This window comes from Longimicrobiaceae bacterium (genome assembly GCA_036375715.1).
Lineage (GTDB): Bacteria > Gemmatimonadota > Gemmatimonadetes > Longimicrobiales > Longimicrobiaceae > DASVBS01.
On sequence record DASVBS010000085.1, the window covers coordinates 14,347 to 33,766 of the forward strand.

Consider the following 19,420-nt stretch of genomic DNA (forward strand, 5'->3'; position numbering starts at 1 on the left):
GTCTTCCTTACTCCTGAAGCCCAACATTCTGGTACAACCGTGAGAGTCGGCGGGCATGCTCGTCGTAGGCCGACTGGAACAGCTCGGTCGATTCTTCCGGGCCCACCACCGCGGCAGCCGTAAGGACTCTCGGTGGACTTCCCGCCTTCGTGAGTCGCAAGGCGACTTCGGCTTTGATGGCGTTGACGAGCAGTACGCCCCCGACCGTCGAACCGGGCCCGACGGGCGTGGGCAGGCCATCGACATACACCATTGCGTCCCCCACTGGCGCGCCGGTGTCGAGTACGAGGTCCGCGAAATCAGGCAGCTTGAGACCACGCGGATCCCTGCTCGTCGAGGCGTCCGAATGCGCCTTGCTGACGATCGCCACCACCCGAATGCCGCGCTTCTGAAAGCCCTCCGCGATCTCGATGGAGACCACGTTGCACCCGCTCGACGAGATGACGAGCGCCGAATCCGCTTCGGACAGGTCGAAGTTGCGCAGGATCTGCTCAGCCAGGCCGGGCACGTTCTCGAGGAACATGGCCTGCCGCTGCCCGTTGGGGCCCACCACCGGATTGTGGAAGGTGAGGGAGAGCTCGACGATCGGGTTGAAGCCCGGAAACGAGCCGTAGCGGGGCCACATCTCCTCGACCATCATGCGGCTGTGGCCGGAGCCGAACAGGTGCACCATCCGGCCGGCGAGAATGCTGGCCGAGAACCAGTCCGCAGCACGTTCGATGGCCTCTTCCTGCGCCGCGACGGCTGCCAGGATTCTTCGACACTGCGCCAGATAGTCTTGAGTTGGTTTCACGTTGCACAGCTTGTGAGCGCATGGCGTGCCGCACCGTACGCACCTGCGAATGCTCCCAGCCGCGCAGGGACGATGGGTACGGAGACCCCGGTCGGGCGCCACTCCAGCGAGTGAACAAAGCGAGTGAGCGGCTGGAAAAGCTCATCCCCCGCGCGAGCGATTCCCCCTCCGATCACGATCATCTCCGGATCGAGGACATTGATCAGGGAGACGATTCCGCAAGCGAGCAGATACACCGAGCGAAGCCAGATGTCGGTTGCCTCGGCCTCCCCTCTTCGGTGGGCATCGACCAGCGCCTCAGTAGTCGTGAATCGACCATTGGTTCGCCTGGCGACCGTGCAATCACCGATCGCCTCCTCCAGCGTTCCGGGCGTTCCCACGATGTCCGGAGGACCATCAGGGTCCAGGCAGATGTGTCCCAGATGCCCGGCTCGCCCGAGGTGCCCCCTGAGGAGGTGGCCGTCGACCATCGCCCCTCCCCCGACTCCGGTGCCCAGCGTGAGCATCATCACGTTGGAGCACCCCGCCGCGGCGCCCAGCCATGCTTCACCGAGCAGGGCCGCGTGAGCGTCGTTGATGACCGGCACCGTGACGCCGAGGCCCAGGGCATCGGTCCAGTCGAGACCGGTGAGCGCGTCGAGGCGGCCCTGCATCCAGGCCACACTACGCTGATCGCGAGCCACCAACCCCGGCGCGGCGATCCCCACCCAGCTCGCGGGGCGGCCCACTTGCTCCTGGAGCGTGCCGAGCATGCCGCGAATCTTCCGCACCCAGGACTCGGGGTCGTCACCGCTCGACTCGGTCCAGCAGCCCAGCTCGGTGCCGTCCCCGGTGAGCGCCACCACCTTCAGGTTGGTCCCACCCAGGTCGAACCCGACCGTGTAGGGCGCCGCTGCGCCGTGCGGCTTCAAGCGCTCACCGTCCATCCGCCGTCGACCGAAATCACCTGCCCGGTGATCGAGCGCGCGGCCGGGCTCAGCAGGAAGAGCGCGGTCGAAGCTATGTCCCCGGGCTCCAGCAATCCCCCGGGCAGCGGCTGCTTCACGCGCATGTACTCCACGATCGCGGGATCGTCCTGCGCGCGGCGACTCATGGGCGTGCGCACCAGACCCGGAGCGATCGCGTTGATGCGAATGCCGTGGGGAGCGTAGTAGGCGGCGGCCGAGCGGCTCATGGCGATGATCGCTCCTTTGCTGGCGGCGTACCCATGGGTCGCGAACGACCGGGCCGACGGAGAGAACGCCAGCACGCTCGCCATGTTCAGCAGGACCCCGCGCATGCCGTCGCTGTCCGGCTCCTGCAGGAGCATCCTTCGCAGCACCTCGCGGGACATCAGGAACATGCTGCGGACGTTGGTCTCGAATGTCCGGTCCCAACCCTCGTCCGTGCACTCGTGCAGCGGCCCGTCGCCGAAACGCCGCCCGCTGATGCCGACCACGTTGAACAGTGCGTCGATGCGGCCGAGGTCAGCGGCACAGACGCTGACCACCTGGGCGACGCGCGCCGGATCCGTTACGTCCGCCTCGAGGAAGCGACAGTCTCCACCCTCCGCGCCCACTTCCCGGGCGAGGCTCTCCCCACTCTCCGTATCGATGCCGATGACCACCACGCGTACACCCGACCGCGAGGCCACGCGGGCGGTTTCCGCGGCGATGCCGGTCGTGCCGGTCACCAGTAGCGTGCGCCCGGTCAGCTCACCCGACATGAACCCTCGAGCTCGCCCGGGGTGTGCCCCCCTCTGCGCGGGCGGTCAGTGACACACATCATCCGTATGGTTGGGACCTGGAGTACAGCGAGCGCGACACACGATCTTCCCCGAAGGGGACATTCGACAGCGTTGGCGATCATGAACGTCCACAATCATGCGACCGCGTTCACCGTCTGGGTGATCTCGCCGGTCTGCAGATCTCGCAGGATCGACCGCACGGTGCCGTCGGGCAGGCGCTCCTTCTTGATCAACACCTTCCCATCGACTTCGACCGCCTGGGCGCGAACGCTCCTGGCGGGTTCGCGGGCACGCCAATCGTCGAGCACGACCGGCTCCCACTGACGCGTGCGCGCCGATCGGTAGCAGGCATCGATCACCGCGTTCACCACGTAGCCGTCGTAGAACGTCTCCGTCGGCGGGCGCCCCTCTTCCAGCGCGTCGAACATGTCCACGAACATGGGCACGTAGCCCAGCGCGTGCGGCTCGTCCCCGACCGGGAACATCCAACCGGTCTCCGATTCCAGCTTCTCGGCCACGTAGCCCTTGCTGCCGGCGGCGGAGAACATCTCGAAGCCCGTGCGCAGCCAGTGGTTGAGCATGATCGTGCCCTCCGTGCCGGCGACCTCGTCACGCAGGTCCATTCCGCCCCGGAATGCCCAGCTCGTTTCGACCTGACCCACGGCCCCACTCTCGAAGCGGATCAGGGCGATGGCGTGATCCTCGGCTTCGATGGGGTGAACCAGGGTGTCGGTCCAGCACATGACCTCGAGCGGCCGGTTCTCCTTGCCAACGAAGCTGCGGATGATCTCGATGCAGTGGCAGCCCATGTCGATCAGCGATCCGCCACCGGCCTGCTCGGGCGACCAGAACCAAGCGCTGTGCGGTCCCGGGTGAGTCTCGCGCGACCGGACCCAGAGGACGTCGCCGACCGCACCGGCACGGGTCGCGGCGATGGACTTGAGCGTCTTGGGCGTGTAGACGAGGTCCTCGAGATAGCCGTGGAAGACCCCCGCGCGCTCCGCCGCGTCCAGCATACGCTTGGCCTCCTCCGCGTTGCGGCCCAGCGGCTTGGTGCAGAGGATCGCCTTGCCGGCTTCGGCCGCCAGTGTGACGGCTTCCTCGTGCAGATGGTTGGGTATGCCGATCACCACCACGTCCACCTCGGGATCCTTGATCGCGGCTGCCATATCGGTGGTGTGGCGTGGGATACCCCAGCGGCCGGCGAAGTCACGCGCGCGCGCCTCGTCGCGGGAGTAGACGACCTCGATGCGATCACGGCGGCGCTGCCCCAGGATCGAGGTGGCGTAGAAGGAGCCGATCAATCCTGTGCCGAGAAGAGCGATTCGGTGAGCCCGCATGATGGCGATCCGGGTTGGAGGACGAAGGGGTCGGCCCGACACCGGGCCAAGCTATATCCGGATGTCCGGACAATCAAGCGTTTCGTCGGGCCTTGTGCGCGGGGTTCAGACTGCATGCCGTCAAGCGCCGCTCAGACCGAACACCTCCAGGGCGTAGTCGATACTGCGCTTGTGGGCTTCGACCGCGTCCATGGTGTGGGGCGTCCCCTCCTCGACGGCCTGCTCCAGGACGAGCAGAGGTCGGACCTCCAGGCGCTCGAGCTCCTGCGCGAAGCGGACGTAGTCGATGTCACCGGGACCGAAGGTCTCGGTCCAGACTCCGCCTTGCGACTGGCGGAGGTGCACCTCCACCGTACGGCGCCCGTAGAGCCGGATGATGTCGAAGAGCGCGACCTGGGAGTTCCCCGCTCCTCGGTAGATCCAGTGAGGTTCCAGACAGAGGCCCACGTGCTCCGGGTCGGTGGCGAGCATCATGTGGTGGAACTCGCGCGCCGCGCAGCGCAGCTCGGGGTCGTGATTGTGGTAGGCGAGGGTGAGCGCGCGTTCCCTGAGCGCGGCCCCCAGGCGGTCGAGGTTACGCGCCTGGGTGCGCAGCTGAGCGTCGGACTTGCACTGCTGCTCGGGTAGAGGATTCGGGTTGGTGACGATGATGCGCGCGCCCAGCGCTCGGGCCGAATCGGCGATCTGCAGAATCTGCGCGATGCTCTCCTCCGCCTCGGCATCGTCATGCAGGCTGCTGCCGACGTAGACGGAGTCCATGCGCAGGCCGTGTTTGCGCAGCAGCGGTCCGAGGGTCGCCAGCTCCGAGGCGGAGCCCACCGAGGGCTCGAAGACGGTGAGCCCCGATCGGGCGTATTCCGCCAGGCTCGCATCCAGATCCTCGAACCAATCGCGCCCCTCTCGACCGAAAAACGTCATCCACGTGTAGACGTTGCAGGACAGGGCGCGTTCCTGTGAGACGGGCTTACTCGCGCGACCCGGAACCAGACCCGGGCGACCGAGCGCCGCCGCGGCGAGGAAGGAGGCCGCGGAACCGAGAAACGTGCGGCGGCTTGCCTTCTGGGGAACCATACGGACCTCGCTTATGGGCGGTGGAGGAGAACATGGAGGAGGCGAGAGCTACCGATCAGCGCGACCGCCTCCGGGCCGTGCTGCCGGCGAACAGGCCCCCTCGCTTGTATATACCTCTTCCGCATCGACAAAAGGCCGATTAGGTTGGCGCATCAACCTAATGTCCGGACAAAGGACACGACAGGGTCCGGTCCGGATTCTCCCTCCCATTTGCACGCGCCCATGTTGGTTGACCCGAATAGTCCGGTTCCGCTGTACTTTCAGGTGGAGTCGGATCTGCGCCGGCGGATTCAGTCCGGGGAGCTTCCCCCGGGCTACGTCCTACCACCGGAGTACGACCTGTGCCGCGACTACGGGGTCAGCCGACACACCATACGCACGGCACTCGCCCGGCTCTCCGCGGACCGGCTCATCGCGCGCGGGGCGGGTCGTGGCACGGTCGTGCTGCCGCAGTCGAATCGGGTCCGCTTCTACCTCGACCGGAGCTTCACCCAGCAGATGGCCGAGCTGGGGCGGAAGGCGCGCTCCCGGGTGATCAGCGCCGAGGTCGGTCGCGTGGACGAGGGGGACCCGGAAGCGGTGTGGGCGGAGAAGGGGGCCCCGTGCTTCCGTCTCGAGCGCCTCCGCTTCGGTGACGACGAGCCCATCGGCGTCCAGAAGACCCTGGTGCTGACGCATCGCTGTCCGGACCTGCAGAAGCACGATTTTGCCAACGAGTCATTGTACGCGATCCTGAGCCGCGAGTACTCGTTGGTGGTGACCCGCATCCATCACACCGTGGGGGCCGCCGTGGCGGATGCTCGTGATGCCGAGTTGCTGGAGATTGGAGAGGGGGCGCCGCTGCTGGTGGTGAACACGACGGCCTTTCTGGGCGAGTCCGAGGTGTTGGAGCACACGGTGAGCCGGTACCGCGCGGACCGGTACGAGTACAGCATAACGCATACGCTGTGAGTGTACGCCTGCGGCGGGCTTTTTGTCGCCTGCGGCGAGCTGGTGGCGCCTGCGGCGGGCTGATGCGGGACGTCAGGGCTCGGGTGAGGCTCGGGCAGGGGTCGCGCTCCTCGGTACTGTTGCCCTTTCGTCGCGCGACCCCCGCCCGAGCCCTGACATCCCGCAGGGAAAGGGTTTTGGGGGCGGATATCCTGCCAGACCGCCGCTACGGGACTACGCCGCCTCTGCGGTCGAATCGAGGTCGTGCAGCGGCTTCTGGGCGGGTCGGTCGGGCTCCAAGCCGGGGAACGCGTCAGGACTGATGACCGAAAAGCCACAAACGGATAACGGATAGCGGATAACGGATAACCAACCCGCTCTAGTCCTCCTCCCTCCTCGGCACCTCGTTCCGAATCGGCTTCAACGTACGCAGGTAGCGATAGATCGCCCGCAGGTCGTCGTCGGTCATGCGGCGGTACTCGCGCCAGGGCATGAAGGCGTGCAGGGAGTCGCCCTCGGGGTTGACTCCGGTGCGGATGGTGCGCAGGAAGTCCTCCTCGCTCCAGTTCCCGATCCCGGTCTCGGGGTCGGGGGTGAGGTTGGACGGGTTCGCGGGGAAGCCCCCCGGCGGCGAGGCGGTGCCGGCAAAGAGACGGTCCCGGTCGGGAGTGGAGCGGATGCCGCCGCGCGGGGTGTGGCAGTCGGCGCAGAGGCTGACGTGCAACGCCAGGTACTCGCCGTACTCGGCGGTGGGTCCGCGCGGAGGCGCCTGATCCTGCGGTGGGTCCTTCGGTCCGAGGAAGAAGAGTCGTGCGGCGCGGTAGATGAGGTTGGGATCGTTGTCGACCTCCTTGCGTACCGGCGGAAGGCTCTTCAGGTAGCGTGCGACCGCCAACGCATCGCGGTCCGACATCCCGTGGAACCACTCGTACGGCATCACCGGCGCAAGCACGTGCCCCTCGCGATCCTCGCCGGTGCGTATGGCGCGCACGATCTCCTCCTCGCTCCACCGTCCCAGCCCGGTCGCGGAGTCGGGGGTGAGGTTCGCCGCGCGGATCGCGCCGAGGCGCCAGTTCCGGAAGGTCATCCCACCGCTGAGCGGCCCATCCGGGTCCCGCTGCGGGTCCTCCGCGTGACAGTGACCGCAGACGGCCGCGTTGCGCACCAGGTACTCGCCGCGCTCCGCCAGCCCGGCCGTGTCCACCAGTGCGCCGGAGAGATCTGGAAGTGGAACGTTGCCTCCCCCACAGCCGATGCCAGAGGCCAGGAGCAATATTGGTCCGCAACCCCGAATCCAGGTCACGGCGCGGCACATGGGCTTCTGTCCCGTTCTGAACATCTTCGCCTCCGGCGGTGGTAGTCGCCTGCGGCGGGCTGGTGCGGGGCGCTCTGGCTCGGGAGGGGCCGCGCTCCTCGATACTTTTGCCCTTTCGTCGCGCGGCCCCTCCCCAAGCCCCGGCATCCCGCGGGAAAAAGGGTTGAATGTTCAGCTTCGCGCCCGGTCGCCCGATTCGTGCCATCGCGCAGGGCGGTCACGCTCGAAACAGAACCGGGCAAGCTGGGGATGCAGCCGACTGCGCTTTTGCGAGTAGTTGTAGGTCGGTGGGGTGGGCGCGGACAGCGGGATGGATCCAGCCGCGGGTTCTTCGCCCGGTGTCTCGCTCCGCGACACCTCGCACGCGTGTGGCCGAAGGCCGATGAGTTCGGGGCCCGTCGCAGGCGAATCACCAAACCGACCAGAGCCGCGAAATTGACCGATCCACACACCACGCCCAGGGAGATTGTCGCTCGCGCGGAGCGTGCCTCCGCCTGAAGTTCGCCTGAGGCAGGCGAAACCTCCCCCACACGCTTGACGAGTCACCACACCGCTCGTACTATGCCGCGCGTTGAGACTGATTCTCAATCGCGTCAAACGAGTGGAGACATGCATCGCTTTCTTCTTCCACTTGCAGTCTTTATAGCCGCAGTCACCCCACTCGAAGCGCAATCCGGGATCATCCACGCTCGGGTCACCGATGCCGAGACCGGCCGGCCGCTGCCCGGGGTGCAGATTTCCCTGGAGGGGGGACAGGACGGAGGCATCTCGACGGAAGGTGGTCGAGTGGTGATCCGCGGGGTGCCGGCCGGCACACGGACGATCATCGCCCGCTTGATGGGTTATGAGCCGGCGCGCCGCGAGGTGCAGCTCCGCGGCGGGGAGACGCTCGTGCTGGACATCGAGCTGTCCCGCCAGGCGGTGGCGCTGAGCGGCATCACGGTGGTCGGGCAGCAGGGCGGATACGTCGCCACCCGCTCCAACACGGCGACGAAGATGGACCTGCCGCTGATCGAGACGCCGCAGTCGATCACCGTGGTGACCTCCGACCAGATCCGTGACCAGGCCTCGCCCAATCTGCAGGAGGTCCTGCGCTACACGCCGGGCGTGCGCCACGAGCTCTACGGCATCGACAACCGGGGCGACTGGGTCTCGCTACGCGGCAGCCAGGAGACGACGACGCTGCTCGACGGGATGCGGCTCCCCCTCACCGGCTGGTACGGCGTGGTTCGCACGGAGCCCTACGCCTACGAGCGTATCGAAGTGCTGCGCGGCCCGGCCTCGATCATCGCGGGCCAGAACGACCCTGGCGGGGTGGTCAACCTGGTCTCGAAGCGGCCGCAGCCGGTGGCATCGCGGGAGGTGGGCCTGCGCCTGGGTAACTACAACCGCCGCGAGCTCCAGGCGGACTTCACCGGCCCGCTCGACGCGGACGGCAACTGGCTCTACCGTCTGGTCGCGGTCGGGAAGGACGGCGACACCCAGGTCGAGTACGCGGACGAGCAGCGCACCTTCGTCGCCCCGTCGCTCACCTGGCAGTCCGAACACGGTCACGCGCTCACCCTCTATGGTGAGTACCAGTTCGACGAAAGCAAGAACACGAACGCCTTCCTCGGGCTCGACGGGACTCTGAGGCCAGCGCCGAACGGTCCTATCCCCATGGATCTGTTCATCGGCGAGCCGGACTGGGACACCTACGGTGGTACGCGCTATCGCTTCGGCTACTCCGCGGACCTCGGGCTCGGCGGATCCTGGCGCCTGCGCAACAACGTGCGCCACGACCGGGTCGATGGCTTGATGAAGTCCCTCTACGCAGCCTGGTGGCTGGGCTTCCTCGACGAGAACGGAGAGCCGGATGCGAACGGTCGCTATCTAGGCCGCGAGTGGTACGTCTACGACGACGCCTCGCGCATGACGGCGGGGGAGGTCCTTCTCCAGGGCACCCCGCGGACCGGGGGCGTCGAGCACACCGTGCTGATCGGCGTGGACGGGCTGCTCCACGACGCCACCCAGATCTCCGCTGCCGGGACGGGCACCCCGCTGAACGTCTACGACCCCGAATACGGCACCTTCCCCGAGCCTACGCTCGAGGGCGGCACCCGCACCGACAACGAGATCCGGCGCGTCGGATTCCTGGTGCAGGACCAGATGAAGTTCTCCGATCGCCTGAGCCTTCGGCTCGGGCTGCGGCGGGAATACGTGCGGAACGCGGTCGTGGACGGAGAGGTGAGCCGAGATTGGGCGACCAGCCGGAACGTCGGGATCGTCTACAAGATCCTTCCCGGGCTCGCCCCCTACGCGAGCTACTCGGAGTCATTCAACCCGGTGGGCGGCACGGACGCAGAGGGCAAGGCGTTCAAGCCCAAGCGTGGCGAACAGATCGAGGGTGGGATCAAGTGGGCCCCGACATCGCTCCCCTTCCAGGCATCCGCCGCCGTCTACTCGATCGAGGAGAAAAACCGGCTCGCCAGCGATCCCGAGAACGTCAACGAGAGCATCCAGATCGGCGAAGCTCGCGTACGCGGGGTCGAGCTGGAGGCGCAGGGCGCCGTCGCCGGTTGGAATCTGCTGGCCAGCTACAGTTACACGCGCGCGACCGCGAGCGCCGACCCCTTCGGAACCGACCTCGATCCCGACCAGCAGATCGAGGGGATTCCGGAGCACAGCGCCTCCACCTGGGCCGTGTACGACTTCGGGTTGCTCGGCCTCCCCGGCCTCTCCCTGGGCGGCGGCGTGCGCTACGTCGGCCGGATCGGCGACGGGACGGGCAACGTCTTCGTACCTGCGGTCACGCTGTTCGACGCCCTCGCCTCCTTCCACCGAGGCTCCTGGCGATTCGCCCTGAACGCGAACAACCTCGCCGACAAGAGCTACATCGCCACCTGTCTCGCGCGCGGCGACTGCTGGTTCGGCGCGCGGCGGGGGATCACCGGCACCGTCTCGTACCGGTGGTGAGCCCCGAGATGTTCGCGATGACAGCCTGGCTACTCGGAGCGTCAGCGGTAGCGTGCACCGTGGCGGCGCTCGTTCTCCTCTACCGCTCCTGGTCTCGGAGGCTGTCGGGGTCGCGTGCCACGGTGCTGACGGCCTGGACCCTTCTGCTGGTTGCGTCCGCTTGCTGGGTCGCGCTGGGCGGCTGGGAATTCGGGACGATCTACGCCATCACGGTCCCTTCCGTGGCGGCTCTGCCACTGCTCTGGTTGGTGGCCGACCGCCGGACCGGAAGGGTGGTCGCCACGCCTCGGCGTCGTCTGTCCAAGCCATCGTGGACGGGCATCGCGAAGCACCTGCGGACGTTCCTGCTCGTGGTGGTACTGGGGATCATCGCGAGTACCCTGATCACCAGCGCCGTGGGTCTCCTGCTCCCCTTCGGGGAGATCAACCAGCTGGTCTTCATCGTCTGCGTGATGCCGACGGTCTGGGGCCTCATCGCTTTCTGGCTTGCGATGGACGCTGACCGACGCCGTCCGGTGCTGTCGCTGGTGGCGCTATCGGCGATCAGCCTGGTGGCCATTCTCATCCGCTGAATGCCATGGACCTGACCCCGTCTCCCGGCCTGGTCAAGCGATCGCTGGCGGCGCACGGCTGGCTGGGCCTGCTGGTCGGTGCCCTCATGTACATCGTGTGTCTGACCGGCACCCTGTCGGTCTTCTATCCCGAGTTTGAGCGGTGGGAGCAGCCTCAGGTCCGAGAGTCGTTGGACTACGATCCGGTCGTATTGGAAAGGGCGTTCAACGACTTCCTCGCGCAGGAGTCGCTGCGAACCGAGCACATGTACCTGAACCTCCCCACCGAGGAGATCCCGCGCGCCTCGGTCTCGAACCAGCAGCGCGGCTGGTTCGTGCGGGAGGATGGGTCGCTGGGTGATGAAGTCGAGCACGAGTGGACGCACTTCATAATCAACACACACCTCTATCTGACCCTGCCGGAGACGTTCGGCATCGTCCTGGTCAGCTCGCTCGGTGCCATGCTGGTGGGGCTGATCGTGTCCGGGTTGCTGGCTCACCCTCGCCTCTTTCGGGACGCCTTCCACTTGCGGCTGCGCGGCAACGGACGGCTGGATCAGACGGACATCCACAACCGTTTGAGCGTCTGGGGTGCACCCTTCCACCTGCTGATCGCCATCACCGGTGCCTACTTCGGGTTGGTGACGCCGGTGCTGGGCGTGGTGGCCGAGCTGACCGGACGCGATGCCCAGACGATCGTTTCGTCGGTGTTTGGAGAGGAGCCTGAGGTAAAAGAGACGGGGGAGATCCGGCTCGCTGCGGCGCTGGCCGAGCTCTCCGCGCGCGCGCCTGCAGCGAACCCCTTCGCGGTGACGGTGCACGGAGCCGGGACCGAGCGCCAGTTTTTGGAGATTCACGCGAGTCATCCCGGACGGATGATCTACTCCGAGAACTATCGCTACGACAGCGCCGGCAACTACCTGGGCAAGGCGGGGTTCTCGGATGGCGAGGTGGGCAAGCAGATCGTGTACTCGATGTACTACCTCCACTTCGGCCACTTCGGCGGCTTCGCGGTCAAGCTGATCTACTTCGTCCTCGGCCTGACGCTCACCGTCGTCTCGGTGACCGGGATAAACATCTGGCTATCCAAGCGCAAGCACCGCGACGCGCTGAACGACATCTGGGCCGGGATCGTCTGGGGCGTGCCAGTGGCGCTGTCGGCGAGCGCGACCTCGCAGATCGCCTTCGGCTTCGTCTCGCCGGTGCTGTTCTGGTCCGTGCTGGCGATGTGCGTGGCGTGGAGCCTCCGCCGCCGCGAGCCGGCGCGGGCACGACAAGACCTGATCGCCGTCTGGGCTGGACTGGTCGGGCTGCTGCTGACGACCCACCTTGTCCGCTTTGGTGTGGACGCCTTGGCGCCGGCGGCGCGGACCATCAACACGGCGTTGCTGCTCCAGCTCGGGCTGCTGGTTTGTCTGCTGCGGCGACGGAGGACAGATCGTTCGGACCCAAGCGCGGTCGCCGCCCCGGAGCGGCAGGAGCGCTTCGAGCCGAGAGCAAGTCCTGAGCTTGAGAAAACCGAGGCCCGCGCTTAGGAGTTCACCAGACCCCGACATAGGGCGACTTTTCCGGACAGATAAGCCTGGCCGGAGGGTCGCCCTACGGCTATTCCGCAAGCTTATGCATAGGGGCGACTTCTCACATTCTGGGACGTGAAGATGAGGATCTTTGTGGCAGGTGCCGGTGGCGTGATCGGACGGAGGCTCTGCCCTCTGCTCGTCGAGGAGGGCTGGACGGTCGTGGGGACCACGCGCTCACCGTCCAGAGCGGAGACGATCCGCGCCATGGGGGTGGAGCCGGTGGTCATCGACGTCTTCGACCGGATCGGTCTGCTGCGGGTGGTGAAGGAGGCGAGGCCGGACGTCGTCATCCACCAGCTGACCGATCTGCCCCCAGCGCTCGACCCGGCGCAGATGGCCGAAGCGCGCGTGCGCAACGCGCGTCTCAGGGACGTCGGAACGCGCAACCTGGTGGAGGCCGCAGTTGCCGCCGGGGCAAAACGGTTGATCGCCCAGAGCATCGCCTTCGCCTACGCGCCGGGACCCCAGCCCTACGACGAGAATTCGCCGCTGGACGTTCAGCGGCAGGACGACGCCGGTCTTTCGGCCCGCGGCGTCGCCCGATTGGAGCGGCACGTACTGGAGGCGCCACTGGTGGGGATCGTGCTGCGCTACGGCAAGCTCTACGGTCCCGGCACCGGCTTCGACGACCCCCCTCCCGGCGGTCCGCTCCACGTCGATGCCGCCGCCGAGGCCGCGCGCCTGGCGGTCACCCGTGGCGAGCGCGGCACTTACAACATTGTCGAGTGGGATGGCACGGTGTCGAGCAGGAAGGCGGCCCGGGAGCTCGGGTGGAGACAAGCCGAAGACAAGGAGTGACGGGGTGAGGGGGTGACAAGGTGAACGGCTGATGGACGGTAGTCCCCCACCTTCGCCTCGGAAGATCGGGAGGCGCTGGCCTTCGCCTACAAAGCAGCCCGCCACGCCGTTGCAACTCGCCCCCGCTCCTCGAAGCCACCGAAGGATTGCGCGGTCGACCGGCATCTTCAGCCGTTAACAAAGCTGCGGCAGGCCCGTTCACCTTGTCACCTTGTCACTCCTTGACGCACTTCTCGGTAAGCACTACCTTACCGTTAGCATATGCTTACCAATCCCATGTGGGAGGCACTGGGTGATCCCACGCGACGAGAGATCTTCGAGCGTCTCGCCGACCGGCCTCGGGCGGTAGGCGAGCTGGCGGCGGAGCTGCCGATCAGCCGTCCCGCGGTTTCACAGCACCTCAAGGTGCTGAAGGAGGCGGGTCTGGTGATCGACCGTCCGGTCGGCACCCGCCGCATCTACCAGGTGAATCCGGCCGCGGTGGACGCCTTGCGGGCGCAGCTCGACCGGTTCTGGAGCAAGGCCCTGACGGCCTACAAGGAGGTCGTCGAACAATCCGCTCGGGAGGAGCCATGAACACACAGACGGAAGGAACTTCGGTGCGGCAGCAGGTGGTCGTCGGAGCGCCGGTGGAGCGCGCCTTCCGGATCTTCACGGAGCAGTTCGACCGCATCAAGCCGCGCGAGCACAACCTCCTCCAGGTCCCCATCGCGGAGACGGTCTTCGAGCCGCGCGTCGGCGGGCATGTCTACGATCGGGGCGTCGACGGAAGCGAATGCCGCTGGGCGCGCGTGTTGGCCTTCGAGCCGCCCCACCGTATCGTGATCAGTTGGGACATCTCCCCGCGGTGGCAGATCGAGACCGATCCCGCGCGCACGAGCGAAGTCGAGATCCGCTTCGTCGCCGAGTCAGCCGACCGCACGCGGGTGGAGCTCGAGCACCGCAAGCTGGAGCGGCACGGAGAGGGGTGGGAGTCGGTGCGCGACGGCGTCGCGGCGGATGGCGGCTGGCCGCTGTACCTCCAGCGGTACGTCGATCTGGTCCAGGGCTGAACCGGAAAGGAACCGCGTATGGCGAAGCTCGTCTTCGGAATGAACCAGTCCCTCGACGGCTACGTGGACCACACGGCCTTCGGCCCGGGACCCGAGCTCTTCCGGCACTTCATCCGGGAGGCGGAGGGACAGGCGGGGAGCGTTTACGGCCGCGAGATGTACGAGGTGATGCGGTACTGGGACGACGATCACCCGGAGTGGGATGAGGACGAGCTCGCCTTCGCGGCGGCGTGGCGCCGGCAGCCGAAGTGGGTCGTGTCGCGCACGATGAAGTCGGTCGGGCCCAACGCGACGCTGGTCGGACATGACCTCGAGGGCGCGATCCGCGCGCTCAAGGCCGAGCGCGAGGGGGAAATCGAAGTCGCCGGCCCCACCCTGGCGCGAAGCCTCATCGAGCTCGGGCTGATCGACGAGTACCGGATCTACCTGCACCCGGTGGTGCTCGGCCACGGCAAACCCTACTTCCTCGGATCTCCGCCACCGCTCCGCCTGGTGGGTAACGACCGCATCGATGAGAACGTCGTCCGATTGACCTACGCGCCTGCCTGATTCCACGGGCGGCGCGACCATCGCTGGGGCCCGGTTTAACCGCGGAGGGCACGGAGGAACCGCAGAGGCCGCGGAGGAATTTCTGCCACGGCCGAGGCTCTGCGCAGGAAATTTACGGCCTCGTTCTCACGCACCGCTTGACTCATCAATATCTATTGATGTATTATTCGCTCATGGAGACTACGGTTACGAATCCGGCCCGGGTTGCGCGCTGGTTCCACGCGCTTTCGGACGAGACTCGCCTGCGCATCGTCGACCTGCTCCAGCGTGGCGAGCGTTGCGTCTGCGAGTTGCAGGACGCGCTCGGGGCGGCGCAGTCCCGCCTGTCCTTCCACCTCAAGGTGCTGCGGGAGGCCGGGCTGGTGAACGACCGGAAGCAGGGGCGCTGGAACTTCTACTCGCTACGCCCTGAGGTGCTGGACGAGATGGCCGCGTATCTCCAGGAGCGGAAGCCGGACGAGGAGGTGTGGAGCTCGTGCGCCTGCGGGGAGGATCATACGGGACCGCGCTGCGCCTGACGACCGGCTTTTTTTTCGCATCATCCATCAAACTTTATTGATCGGAGGACCCATGAACGACCGTCTGCGGGCCATCGTGCGGGAGCGCTACGGGCAGGCCGCGCTCCGCGTGGCACAGGGGCAGGAGAAGGCATCGTGCTGTGGATCGGGCGGGTGCTGCGGCTCGGGGGATCCGATCACGCGCGACCTCTACGACGCCGCAACCATCTCGGGCCTGCCGGACGAGGCCGTGCTCGCCTCGCTCGGGTGCGGCAACCCGACCGCCCTGGCGGAGCCGAAGGAGGGAGAGGTGGTGCTCGATCTCGGCTCGGGCGGCGGTATCGACGTGCTGCTCTCCGCCAAGCGCGTGGGGCCGTCGGGCAAGGCCTACGGCCTGGACATGACCGACGAGATGCTCGACCTTGCCCGGAAGAACGCCGCCGCGATGGGTGCGAGCAACGTGGAGTTTCTGAAGGGCCACATCGAGGAGATTCCCCTCCCCGACAACAGCGTGGACGTCATCATCTCCAACTGCGTGATCAACCTCTCGGCGGATAAGCGTCAAGTGCTGAAGGAGGCCTTCCGCGTGCTGAAGCCGGGAGGGCGCTTCGCGGTGTCGGACGTGGTGGTCGTTGGCGAGGTGCCGGCGGAGATGCGCCGCTCCCTGGAGCTCTGGGTGGGCTGCGTGGCCGGTGCCCTGGCGGTCGGGGAGTTCGAGGCCCTGCTCAGCGAGGTCGGCTTCGAGGATGCGTCCATCGAGCCGACTCGGGTCTATCGGACGGAGGACGCCCGCGCCTTCCTGGAAGAGGCGGGGCTCGACGTGGAGGCGTTTGCCGCGGCCGTGGACGGGAAGATCATGGCCGCCTTCGTGCGGGCGACCAAGCCGGCGGTTGCGGCTGAGATGGTCGGGGCGTGCTGCGCCCCCGGGTGCTGCTCCTGAGCCTTCCGAACACCGATGCGGGAAGCGAATAGCGCGGTCCTCCGGCCGATGCGGCCGGAGGACCTGGAGAAGGTCCTGGCGATGTTGCGGAATGCGAAGCTACCTCTCCACGGCGTCGCGGAGGGTCTGCACGCTTTCATCGTGGCTGAGTCCGGCGGACGCATCGTCGGGGTGGCCGGGCTGGAGCGCTATGGTCGCTACGGCCTGCTTCGCTCCGTGGCTGTGGCGCGGGACTGGCGCGGTAGGGGCCTGGGAAGCTCGTTGACGCGGAAGGCTCTCGACCTCGCTTCACGGGAGCGGCTCGCCGCGGTCTATCTCCTCACCGAGACCGCGGCAGACTACTTCCCGCGTCATGGGTTCGAGCGGATCCCGCGCTCCGAAGTCGCCGACGCGGTTAAAGCCTCCGCGGAGTTCCGGGAGGTCTGCCCGGAAGGGGCCATCGCGATGGTCTGCTCCCTGGCTCACCCGGAGGGCTAGCGGCCATCCTGGTGTAGTTCCTCCATTCTCGCCGCTTCGCGTCACCCACCCGCGCAGCCATTTCTCCGCAGCCGTTTCTCCGATGGCCAACGATATGCGGCTGACGCGCCGCCGTCCCCGCGCCTGAAACTACGCTTGCGATTTCACTGTATTGAGAGTACAACTAAATTCGCTCGCCGTCCGGTAGTGTAACCCCGAGCCTGGAGTTGCTCCCGATGTCGTCCACCGTCCGCACCTTCCTCCTCGTCGAGGCGCTCGCCTTCGGGTTCGCGTCGCTCGCCCATCGGGGGATCCTCGTCGAAGGCTACTATCACCAGGGCGCTTACACCGCCGAGACGGTGATCGCCCTCGTGCTCGCTCTGGGGCTGGTCGTGGGGCTGCTCGCGCCGGGGCGCGCCCGCCCGACGGCCATCGCCGCACAGGCGTTCGCACTGCTGGGCACCTGCGTCGGGCTGTTGACGATCGCCATCGGGGTCGGGCCGCGCACGGTACCCGACGTCGTCTACCACCTGGCGATCGTGGCCGTGCTCGTCTGGGGGCTCGTCGTGGCCGTGCGCGAGCGCCGTGCGGGCGCCGCATCCGACTGAGTGTCGCCAACCGCGACCCGCGCCGGATACGGCACGCCTCTACCACCACAGGACGGGGGAACTGATGAAAGCACTGCAGGGACGGATTGCGCTCGTCACCGGCAGCTCACGCGGAATCGGCGCGGCCATCGCCCGGCTCTTCGCGCGCGAGGGCGCCGCGGTCGCGGTGCACGGCCGCGATAGGAACGCCATCTCCGCCGTGCGGGCCGAGATCGAACGCGCCGGCGGGCGCGCCATCGGAGTGACGGCGGACGTCACGCGCGCCGAGGAGATCGAGGCGATACGCCGCCGGGTGGAGGAGGAGCTCGGGCCCATCGACGTGCTCGTTGCCAACGCCGGCGCGAGCCTCACGCACCCGCACCTCCCGCTCGAGGAGATCACCGAGGAGGGTTGGCGCGCGACGGTGGACGCCAACCTCACCGCCACCTTCCTCACCCTGAAGAGCGTGCTGCCGGGGATGAAGGAGCGGCGCCGCGGAAGCATCATCACCATGTCGTCGGCAGCCGCGCGGCGGCCGACCGCGCGCTCGCCCATACCGTACACCGCGGCCAAGGCAGGCCTGCAGCTGCTCACACAGTGCGCGGCGGCGCAGGCCGGTCCGTTCGGTGTGCGCGTGAACTGCCTCGCCCCCGAGACCATCCTCACCGAACGCAACGAGCAGCAGATCCCGGACGACATCCAGGCGCTGCTCGTTGAGGAGCACCCCGTGCGCCGTCTCGGCACGCCTGAGGACGTGGCGCGGGCAGCGCTCTACCTCGCCTCCGACGCCTCGGCCTGGGTCACCGGAGTCATCCTCGACATCGCCGGTGGAGCGGTGCTGCGTTAGACGCCGCGCTTCGCCGATCCGACCATATCACCACGCGGGAGCGGACCATGCAAGCACCTTTCGTTGCCAGGGGCTACGCAATCGCCCTGTTCATCCACATTCTAGGCGTTGTCGCTCTCTTCGCGGGATTCTCGATGCAGCAGCGCGCGGGAAGCCGTCTGCGCAGCGCCACCACTCACGAGGAGGCCCGTCGCTGGACCGAGATGCTCGGCATGTCGCGCAGCATGGTGCCGTCGGGCGTGGTCATGCTGCTGGTCACGGGTGGCTATCTCGCCTACCTGCTCGGCGGCTCTCAGCCCGCGGCCTGGATCTCGACCGCGATGGTGACCGCCCTGCTCATCGGAATCGTGGCGGTCGCGGTGACAAATCGCGGCTTCGGCGCTATTGCCCGCGCGGTGTCGGCCGGTGCCGGGCCACTCTCCGGAGAGGCCGCGCGGCGCATCGGCAGCGCCACTACCTGGAGCGCGCTCGCGGCGACGAACGGCGCAGCCCTGGGTACGCTCTGGTTGATGACCGCCAAGCCGGGGACGCTCGAGTCAATAATCGCGGTCGTCCTCCCCGCCGCAATCGGGGCAATCGTCGGCGCGCGGCTCGGGCGCGCCGCGCCGGCCGCAGCGTCTCGGCCGACCCTGGCGTCAGGACCGACGATCGACAATTAGCGGAGCGCGAAATAGCGGAGGCGCATTAGCGCGGGTGAATCAGCCGGGAGTCGTCCGGCGGCGCGTCGGTCGGTCCGGGGCGGTAGGCGCGGACGCGGGGAAAGCGAGCGGTTTCCCGCCATCCATCCCGAGAATCTTGCGCGCCAGCTGGTGCACGAGCGGGGCGACGTCGGCGAAGCTGTGCTGCGTGCCCGCCATCGCCTCGAACGCCTCGGGGGAGACCACGGCGTACAGCGCGGCCGTCGCGGCTTCCATATCGAGCTCAGGCGCCGCACCGGCGCGCGCCGCGGCCACCCTCGACGTGATCTCGCGCATGCCCCCCCGGCGGCGACTCTCGCGCGCGTCCCACACCCGCGCGAACTCGGGATCAAGCGCCGCCAGCCCCTGCAACCGCCGGATGACCAGCCGGTCCTCTTCCCACACTCCGGCGAAGGTGCGCACGAACGCCGCGAGCGTCTCCTCCGGGTCGCTCAACTCGAGCGCGGCCCGTAGCCGCTGCACGCCTTCCCGCACGATCGCCAGCGAATCGAAGACGGCCTCGATCAGCCCGGTCTTGGAGCCGAACTGATGGTAGACAGTCATGCGCGCCACGCCCGCCGCCCGCGCGACCGCGTCCACGGTGAACGCGTCGATGCCGCCGGGTGCCGCGATGACCTCACGCGCGGCCGCGACGATTCGGGCGCGGGTCTCCTCGGCAGCAGCCCGGCGGGCAGCCATGCGGTACGGGCGCGGGGACATCGGGGAAAAGCGTCAGTTCCGGTTAGCGAGGCTCGA

The 19,420-nt window shown here is 67.5% G+C and carries 21 protein-coding genes; 14 read left to right on the forward strand and 7 right to left on the reverse strand.

The window, feature by feature from the left end:
• Positions 1-7: 7 nt before the first annotated feature.
• From VF167_18855 to VF167_18875, 5 genes are all read right to left on the reverse strand, one after another.
• The gene (locus tag VF167_18855; GenBank protein HEX6927491.1) at positions 8-793 is read right to left on the reverse strand and encodes an SIS domain-containing protein; all 786 of its coding nucleotides are present in this window, start codon (positions 791-793) and stop codon (positions 8-10) included.
• Entirely contained in the window at positions 790-1,719 is a 930-nt protein-coding gene (locus VF167_18860) for an ROK family protein (protein ID HEX6927492.1), read from the reverse strand. The genes VF167_18855 and VF167_18860 overlap by 4 nt, the downstream gene beginning before the upstream one ends.
• The gene (locus tag VF167_18865) at positions 1,701-2,498 is read right to left on the reverse strand and encodes an SDR family oxidoreductase (GenBank protein HEX6927493.1); all 798 of its coding nucleotides are present in this window, start codon (positions 2,496-2,498) and stop codon (positions 1,701-1,703) included. Before VF167_18865 ends, VF167_18860 begins: the two co-directional genes overlap by 19 nt.
• A gap of 155 nt (positions 2,499-2,653) precedes the next feature.
• A complete protein-coding gene (locus tag VF167_18870; protein ID HEX6927494.1) occupies positions 2,654-3,859 on the reverse strand; it encodes a Gfo/Idh/MocA family oxidoreductase in 1,206 nt (401 codons plus the stop codon).
• Between the two features lie 120 nt (positions 3,860-3,979).
• Complete coding sequence (locus VF167_18875) at positions 3,980-4,930, reverse strand: TIM barrel protein (GenBank protein ID HEX6927495.1); 951 nt, start codon at positions 4,928-4,930, stop codon at positions 3,980-3,982.
• A gap of 222 nt (positions 4,931-5,152) precedes the next feature.
• Here VF167_18875 and VF167_18880 point away from each other — a divergent pair, with 222 nt between their 5' ends.
• Positions 5,153-5,881: a GntR family transcriptional regulator gene (locus tag VF167_18880; protein ID HEX6927496.1), complete on the forward strand. Its 729-nt coding sequence runs from the start codon at positions 5,153-5,155 to the stop codon at positions 5,879-5,881.
• 358 nt (positions 5,882-6,239) lie between these two features.
• Here VF167_18880 and VF167_18885 read toward each other — a convergent pair whose 3' ends face one another.
• The gene (locus VF167_18885) at positions 6,240-7,199 is read right to left on the reverse strand and encodes a cytochrome c (protein ID HEX6927497.1); all 960 of its coding nucleotides are present in this window, start codon (positions 7,197-7,199) and stop codon (positions 6,240-6,242) included.
• A gap of 585 nt (positions 7,200-7,784) precedes the next feature.
• Between VF167_18885 and VF167_18890 the strand changes: the two genes are divergently transcribed.
• From VF167_18890 to VF167_18950, 13 genes are all read left to right on the forward strand, one after another.
• Positions 7,785-10,130, forward strand: a complete 2,346-nt coding sequence (locus VF167_18890; GenBank protein HEX6927498.1) for a TonB-dependent siderophore receptor — start codon at positions 7,785-7,787, stop codon at positions 10,128-10,130.
• 8 nt (positions 10,131-10,138) lie between these two features.
• A complete protein-coding gene (locus tag VF167_18895; GenBank protein HEX6927499.1) occupies positions 10,139-10,702 on the forward strand; it encodes a hypothetical protein in 564 nt (187 codons plus the stop codon).
• 5 nt (positions 10,703-10,707) lie between these two features.
• Positions 10,708-12,216 (forward strand): PepSY-associated TM helix domain-containing protein, encoded by a 1,509-nt coding sequence (locus tag VF167_18900; protein HEX6927500.1) that lies wholly within the window; start codon positions 10,708-10,710, stop codon positions 12,214-12,216.
• A 123-nt stretch (positions 12,217-12,339) separates the two neighbouring features.
• A complete protein-coding gene (locus VF167_18905) occupies positions 12,340-13,059 on the forward strand; it encodes an NAD(P)-dependent oxidoreductase (GenBank protein ID HEX6927501.1) in 720 nt (239 codons plus the stop codon).
• 261 nt (positions 13,060-13,320) lie between these two features.
• Positions 13,321-13,635 (forward strand): metalloregulator ArsR/SmtB family transcription factor, encoded by a 315-nt coding sequence (locus VF167_18910; GenBank protein ID HEX6927502.1) that lies wholly within the window; start codon positions 13,321-13,323, stop codon positions 13,633-13,635.
• Positions 13,632-14,111 (forward strand): SRPBCC family protein, encoded by a 480-nt coding sequence (locus tag VF167_18915; GenBank protein HEX6927503.1) that lies wholly within the window; start codon positions 13,632-13,634, stop codon positions 14,109-14,111. Before VF167_18910 ends, VF167_18915 begins: the two co-directional genes overlap by 4 nt.
• Positions 14,112-14,129: 18 nt before the next feature.
• Entirely contained in the window at positions 14,130-14,660 is a 531-nt protein-coding gene (locus VF167_18920; protein ID HEX6927504.1) for a dihydrofolate reductase family protein, read from the forward strand.
• 158 nt (positions 14,661-14,818) lie between these two features.
• Complete coding sequence (locus tag VF167_18925; GenBank protein HEX6927505.1) at positions 14,819-15,178, forward strand: metalloregulator ArsR/SmtB family transcription factor; 360 nt, start codon at positions 14,819-14,821, stop codon at positions 15,176-15,178.
• Between the two features lie 52 nt (positions 15,179-15,230).
• Positions 15,231-16,097, forward strand: a complete 867-nt coding sequence (gene arsM / locus VF167_18930; protein ID HEX6927506.1) for an arsenite methyltransferase — start codon at positions 15,231-15,233, stop codon at positions 16,095-16,097.
• A 15-nt stretch (positions 16,098-16,112) separates the two neighbouring features.
• Positions 16,113-16,574 (forward strand): arsenic resistance N-acetyltransferase ArsN2, encoded by a 462-nt coding sequence (arsN2, locus tag VF167_18935; protein ID HEX6927507.1) that lies wholly within the window; start codon positions 16,113-16,115, stop codon positions 16,572-16,574.
• 215 nt (positions 16,575-16,789) lie between these two features.
• The gene (locus tag VF167_18940) at positions 16,790-17,161 is read left to right on the forward strand and encodes a hypothetical protein (protein ID HEX6927508.1); all 372 of its coding nucleotides are present in this window, start codon (positions 16,790-16,792) and stop codon (positions 17,159-17,161) included.
• Between the two features lie 64 nt (positions 17,162-17,225).
• A complete protein-coding gene (locus VF167_18945) occupies positions 17,226-17,987 on the forward strand; it encodes an SDR family NAD(P)-dependent oxidoreductase (protein ID HEX6927509.1) in 762 nt (253 codons plus the stop codon).
• A 47-nt stretch (positions 17,988-18,034) separates the two neighbouring features.
• Positions 18,035-18,646 (forward strand): DUF2269 family protein, encoded by a 612-nt coding sequence (locus VF167_18950; GenBank protein ID HEX6927510.1) that lies wholly within the window; start codon positions 18,035-18,037, stop codon positions 18,644-18,646.
• A 39-nt stretch (positions 18,647-18,685) separates the two neighbouring features.
• Here VF167_18950 and VF167_18955 read toward each other — a convergent pair whose 3' ends face one another.
• The gene (locus VF167_18955; GenBank protein ID HEX6927511.1) at positions 18,686-19,384 is read right to left on the reverse strand and encodes a TetR family transcriptional regulator; all 699 of its coding nucleotides are present in this window, start codon (positions 19,382-19,384) and stop codon (positions 18,686-18,688) included.
• Between the last annotated feature and the right edge of the window lie 36 nt (positions 19,385-19,420).

Excerpts from the sequence above, each read along its gene's own strand:
- VF167_18950 (HEX6927510.1), top strand. The coding sequence starts at position 18,035 with ATGCAAGCACCTTTCGTTGCCAGGGGCTACGCAATCGCCCTGTTCATC.
- VF167_18875 (HEX6927495.1), bottom strand. The coding sequence starts at position 4,930 with ATGGTTCCCCAGAAGGCAAGCCGCCGCACGTTTCTCGGTTCCGCGGCC.
- VF167_18920 (HEX6927504.1), top strand. The coding sequence starts at position 14,130 with ATGGCGAAGCTCGTCTTCGGAATGAACCAGTCCCTCGACGGCTACGTG.
- VF167_18870 (HEX6927494.1), bottom strand. The coding sequence starts at position 3,859 with ATGCGGGCTCACCGAATCGCTCTTCTCGGCACAGGATTGATCGGCTCC.
- VF167_18945 (HEX6927509.1), top strand. The coding sequence starts at position 17,226 with ATGAAAGCACTGCAGGGACGGATTGCGCTCGTCACCGGCAGCTCACGC.
- VF167_18865 (HEX6927493.1), bottom strand. The coding sequence starts at position 2,498 with ATGTCGGGTGAGCTGACCGGGCGCACGCTACTGGTGACCGGCACGACC.
- arsN2 (HEX6927507.1), top strand. The coding sequence starts at position 16,113 with ATGCGGGAAGCGAATAGCGCGGTCCTCCGGCCGATGCGGCCGGAGGAC.
- VF167_18880 (HEX6927496.1), top strand. The coding sequence starts at position 5,153 with ATGTTGGTTGACCCGAATAGTCCGGTTCCGCTGTACTTTCAGGTGGAG.
- arsM (HEX6927506.1), top strand. The coding sequence starts at position 15,231 with ATGAACGACCGTCTGCGGGCCATCGTGCGGGAGCGCTACGGGCAGGCC.
- VF167_18925 (HEX6927505.1), top strand. The coding sequence starts at position 14,819 with ATGTATTATTCGCTCATGGAGACTACGGTTACGAATCCGGCCCGGGTT.
- VF167_18905 (HEX6927501.1), top strand. The coding sequence starts at position 12,340 with ATGAGGATCTTTGTGGCAGGTGCCGGTGGCGTGATCGGACGGAGGCTC.
- VF167_18860 (HEX6927492.1), bottom strand. The coding sequence starts at position 1,719 with ATGGACGGTGAGCGCTTGAAGCCGCACGGCGCAGCGGCGCCCTACACG.
- VF167_18910 (HEX6927502.1), top strand. The coding sequence starts at position 13,321 with ATGCTTACCAATCCCATGTGGGAGGCACTGGGTGATCCCACGCGACGA.
- VF167_18955 (HEX6927511.1), bottom strand. The coding sequence starts at position 19,384 with ATGTCCCCGCGCCCGTACCGCATGGCTGCCCGCCGGGCTGCTGCCGAG.
- VF167_18890 (HEX6927498.1), top strand. The coding sequence starts at position 7,785 with ATGCATCGCTTTCTTCTTCCACTTGCAGTCTTTATAGCCGCAGTCACC.
- VF167_18915 (HEX6927503.1), top strand. The coding sequence starts at position 13,632 with ATGAACACACAGACGGAAGGAACTTCGGTGCGGCAGCAGGTGGTCGTC.
- VF167_18900 (HEX6927500.1), top strand. The coding sequence starts at position 10,708 with ATGGACCTGACCCCGTCTCCCGGCCTGGTCAAGCGATCGCTGGCGGCG.
- VF167_18940 (HEX6927508.1), top strand. The coding sequence starts at position 16,790 with ATGTCGTCCACCGTCCGCACCTTCCTCCTCGTCGAGGCGCTCGCCTTC.
- VF167_18885 (HEX6927497.1), bottom strand. The coding sequence starts at position 7,199 with ATGTTCAGAACGGGACAGAAGCCCATGTGCCGCGCCGTGACCTGGATT.
- VF167_18895 (HEX6927499.1), top strand. The coding sequence starts at position 10,139 with ATGTTCGCGATGACAGCCTGGCTACTCGGAGCGTCAGCGGTAGCGTGC.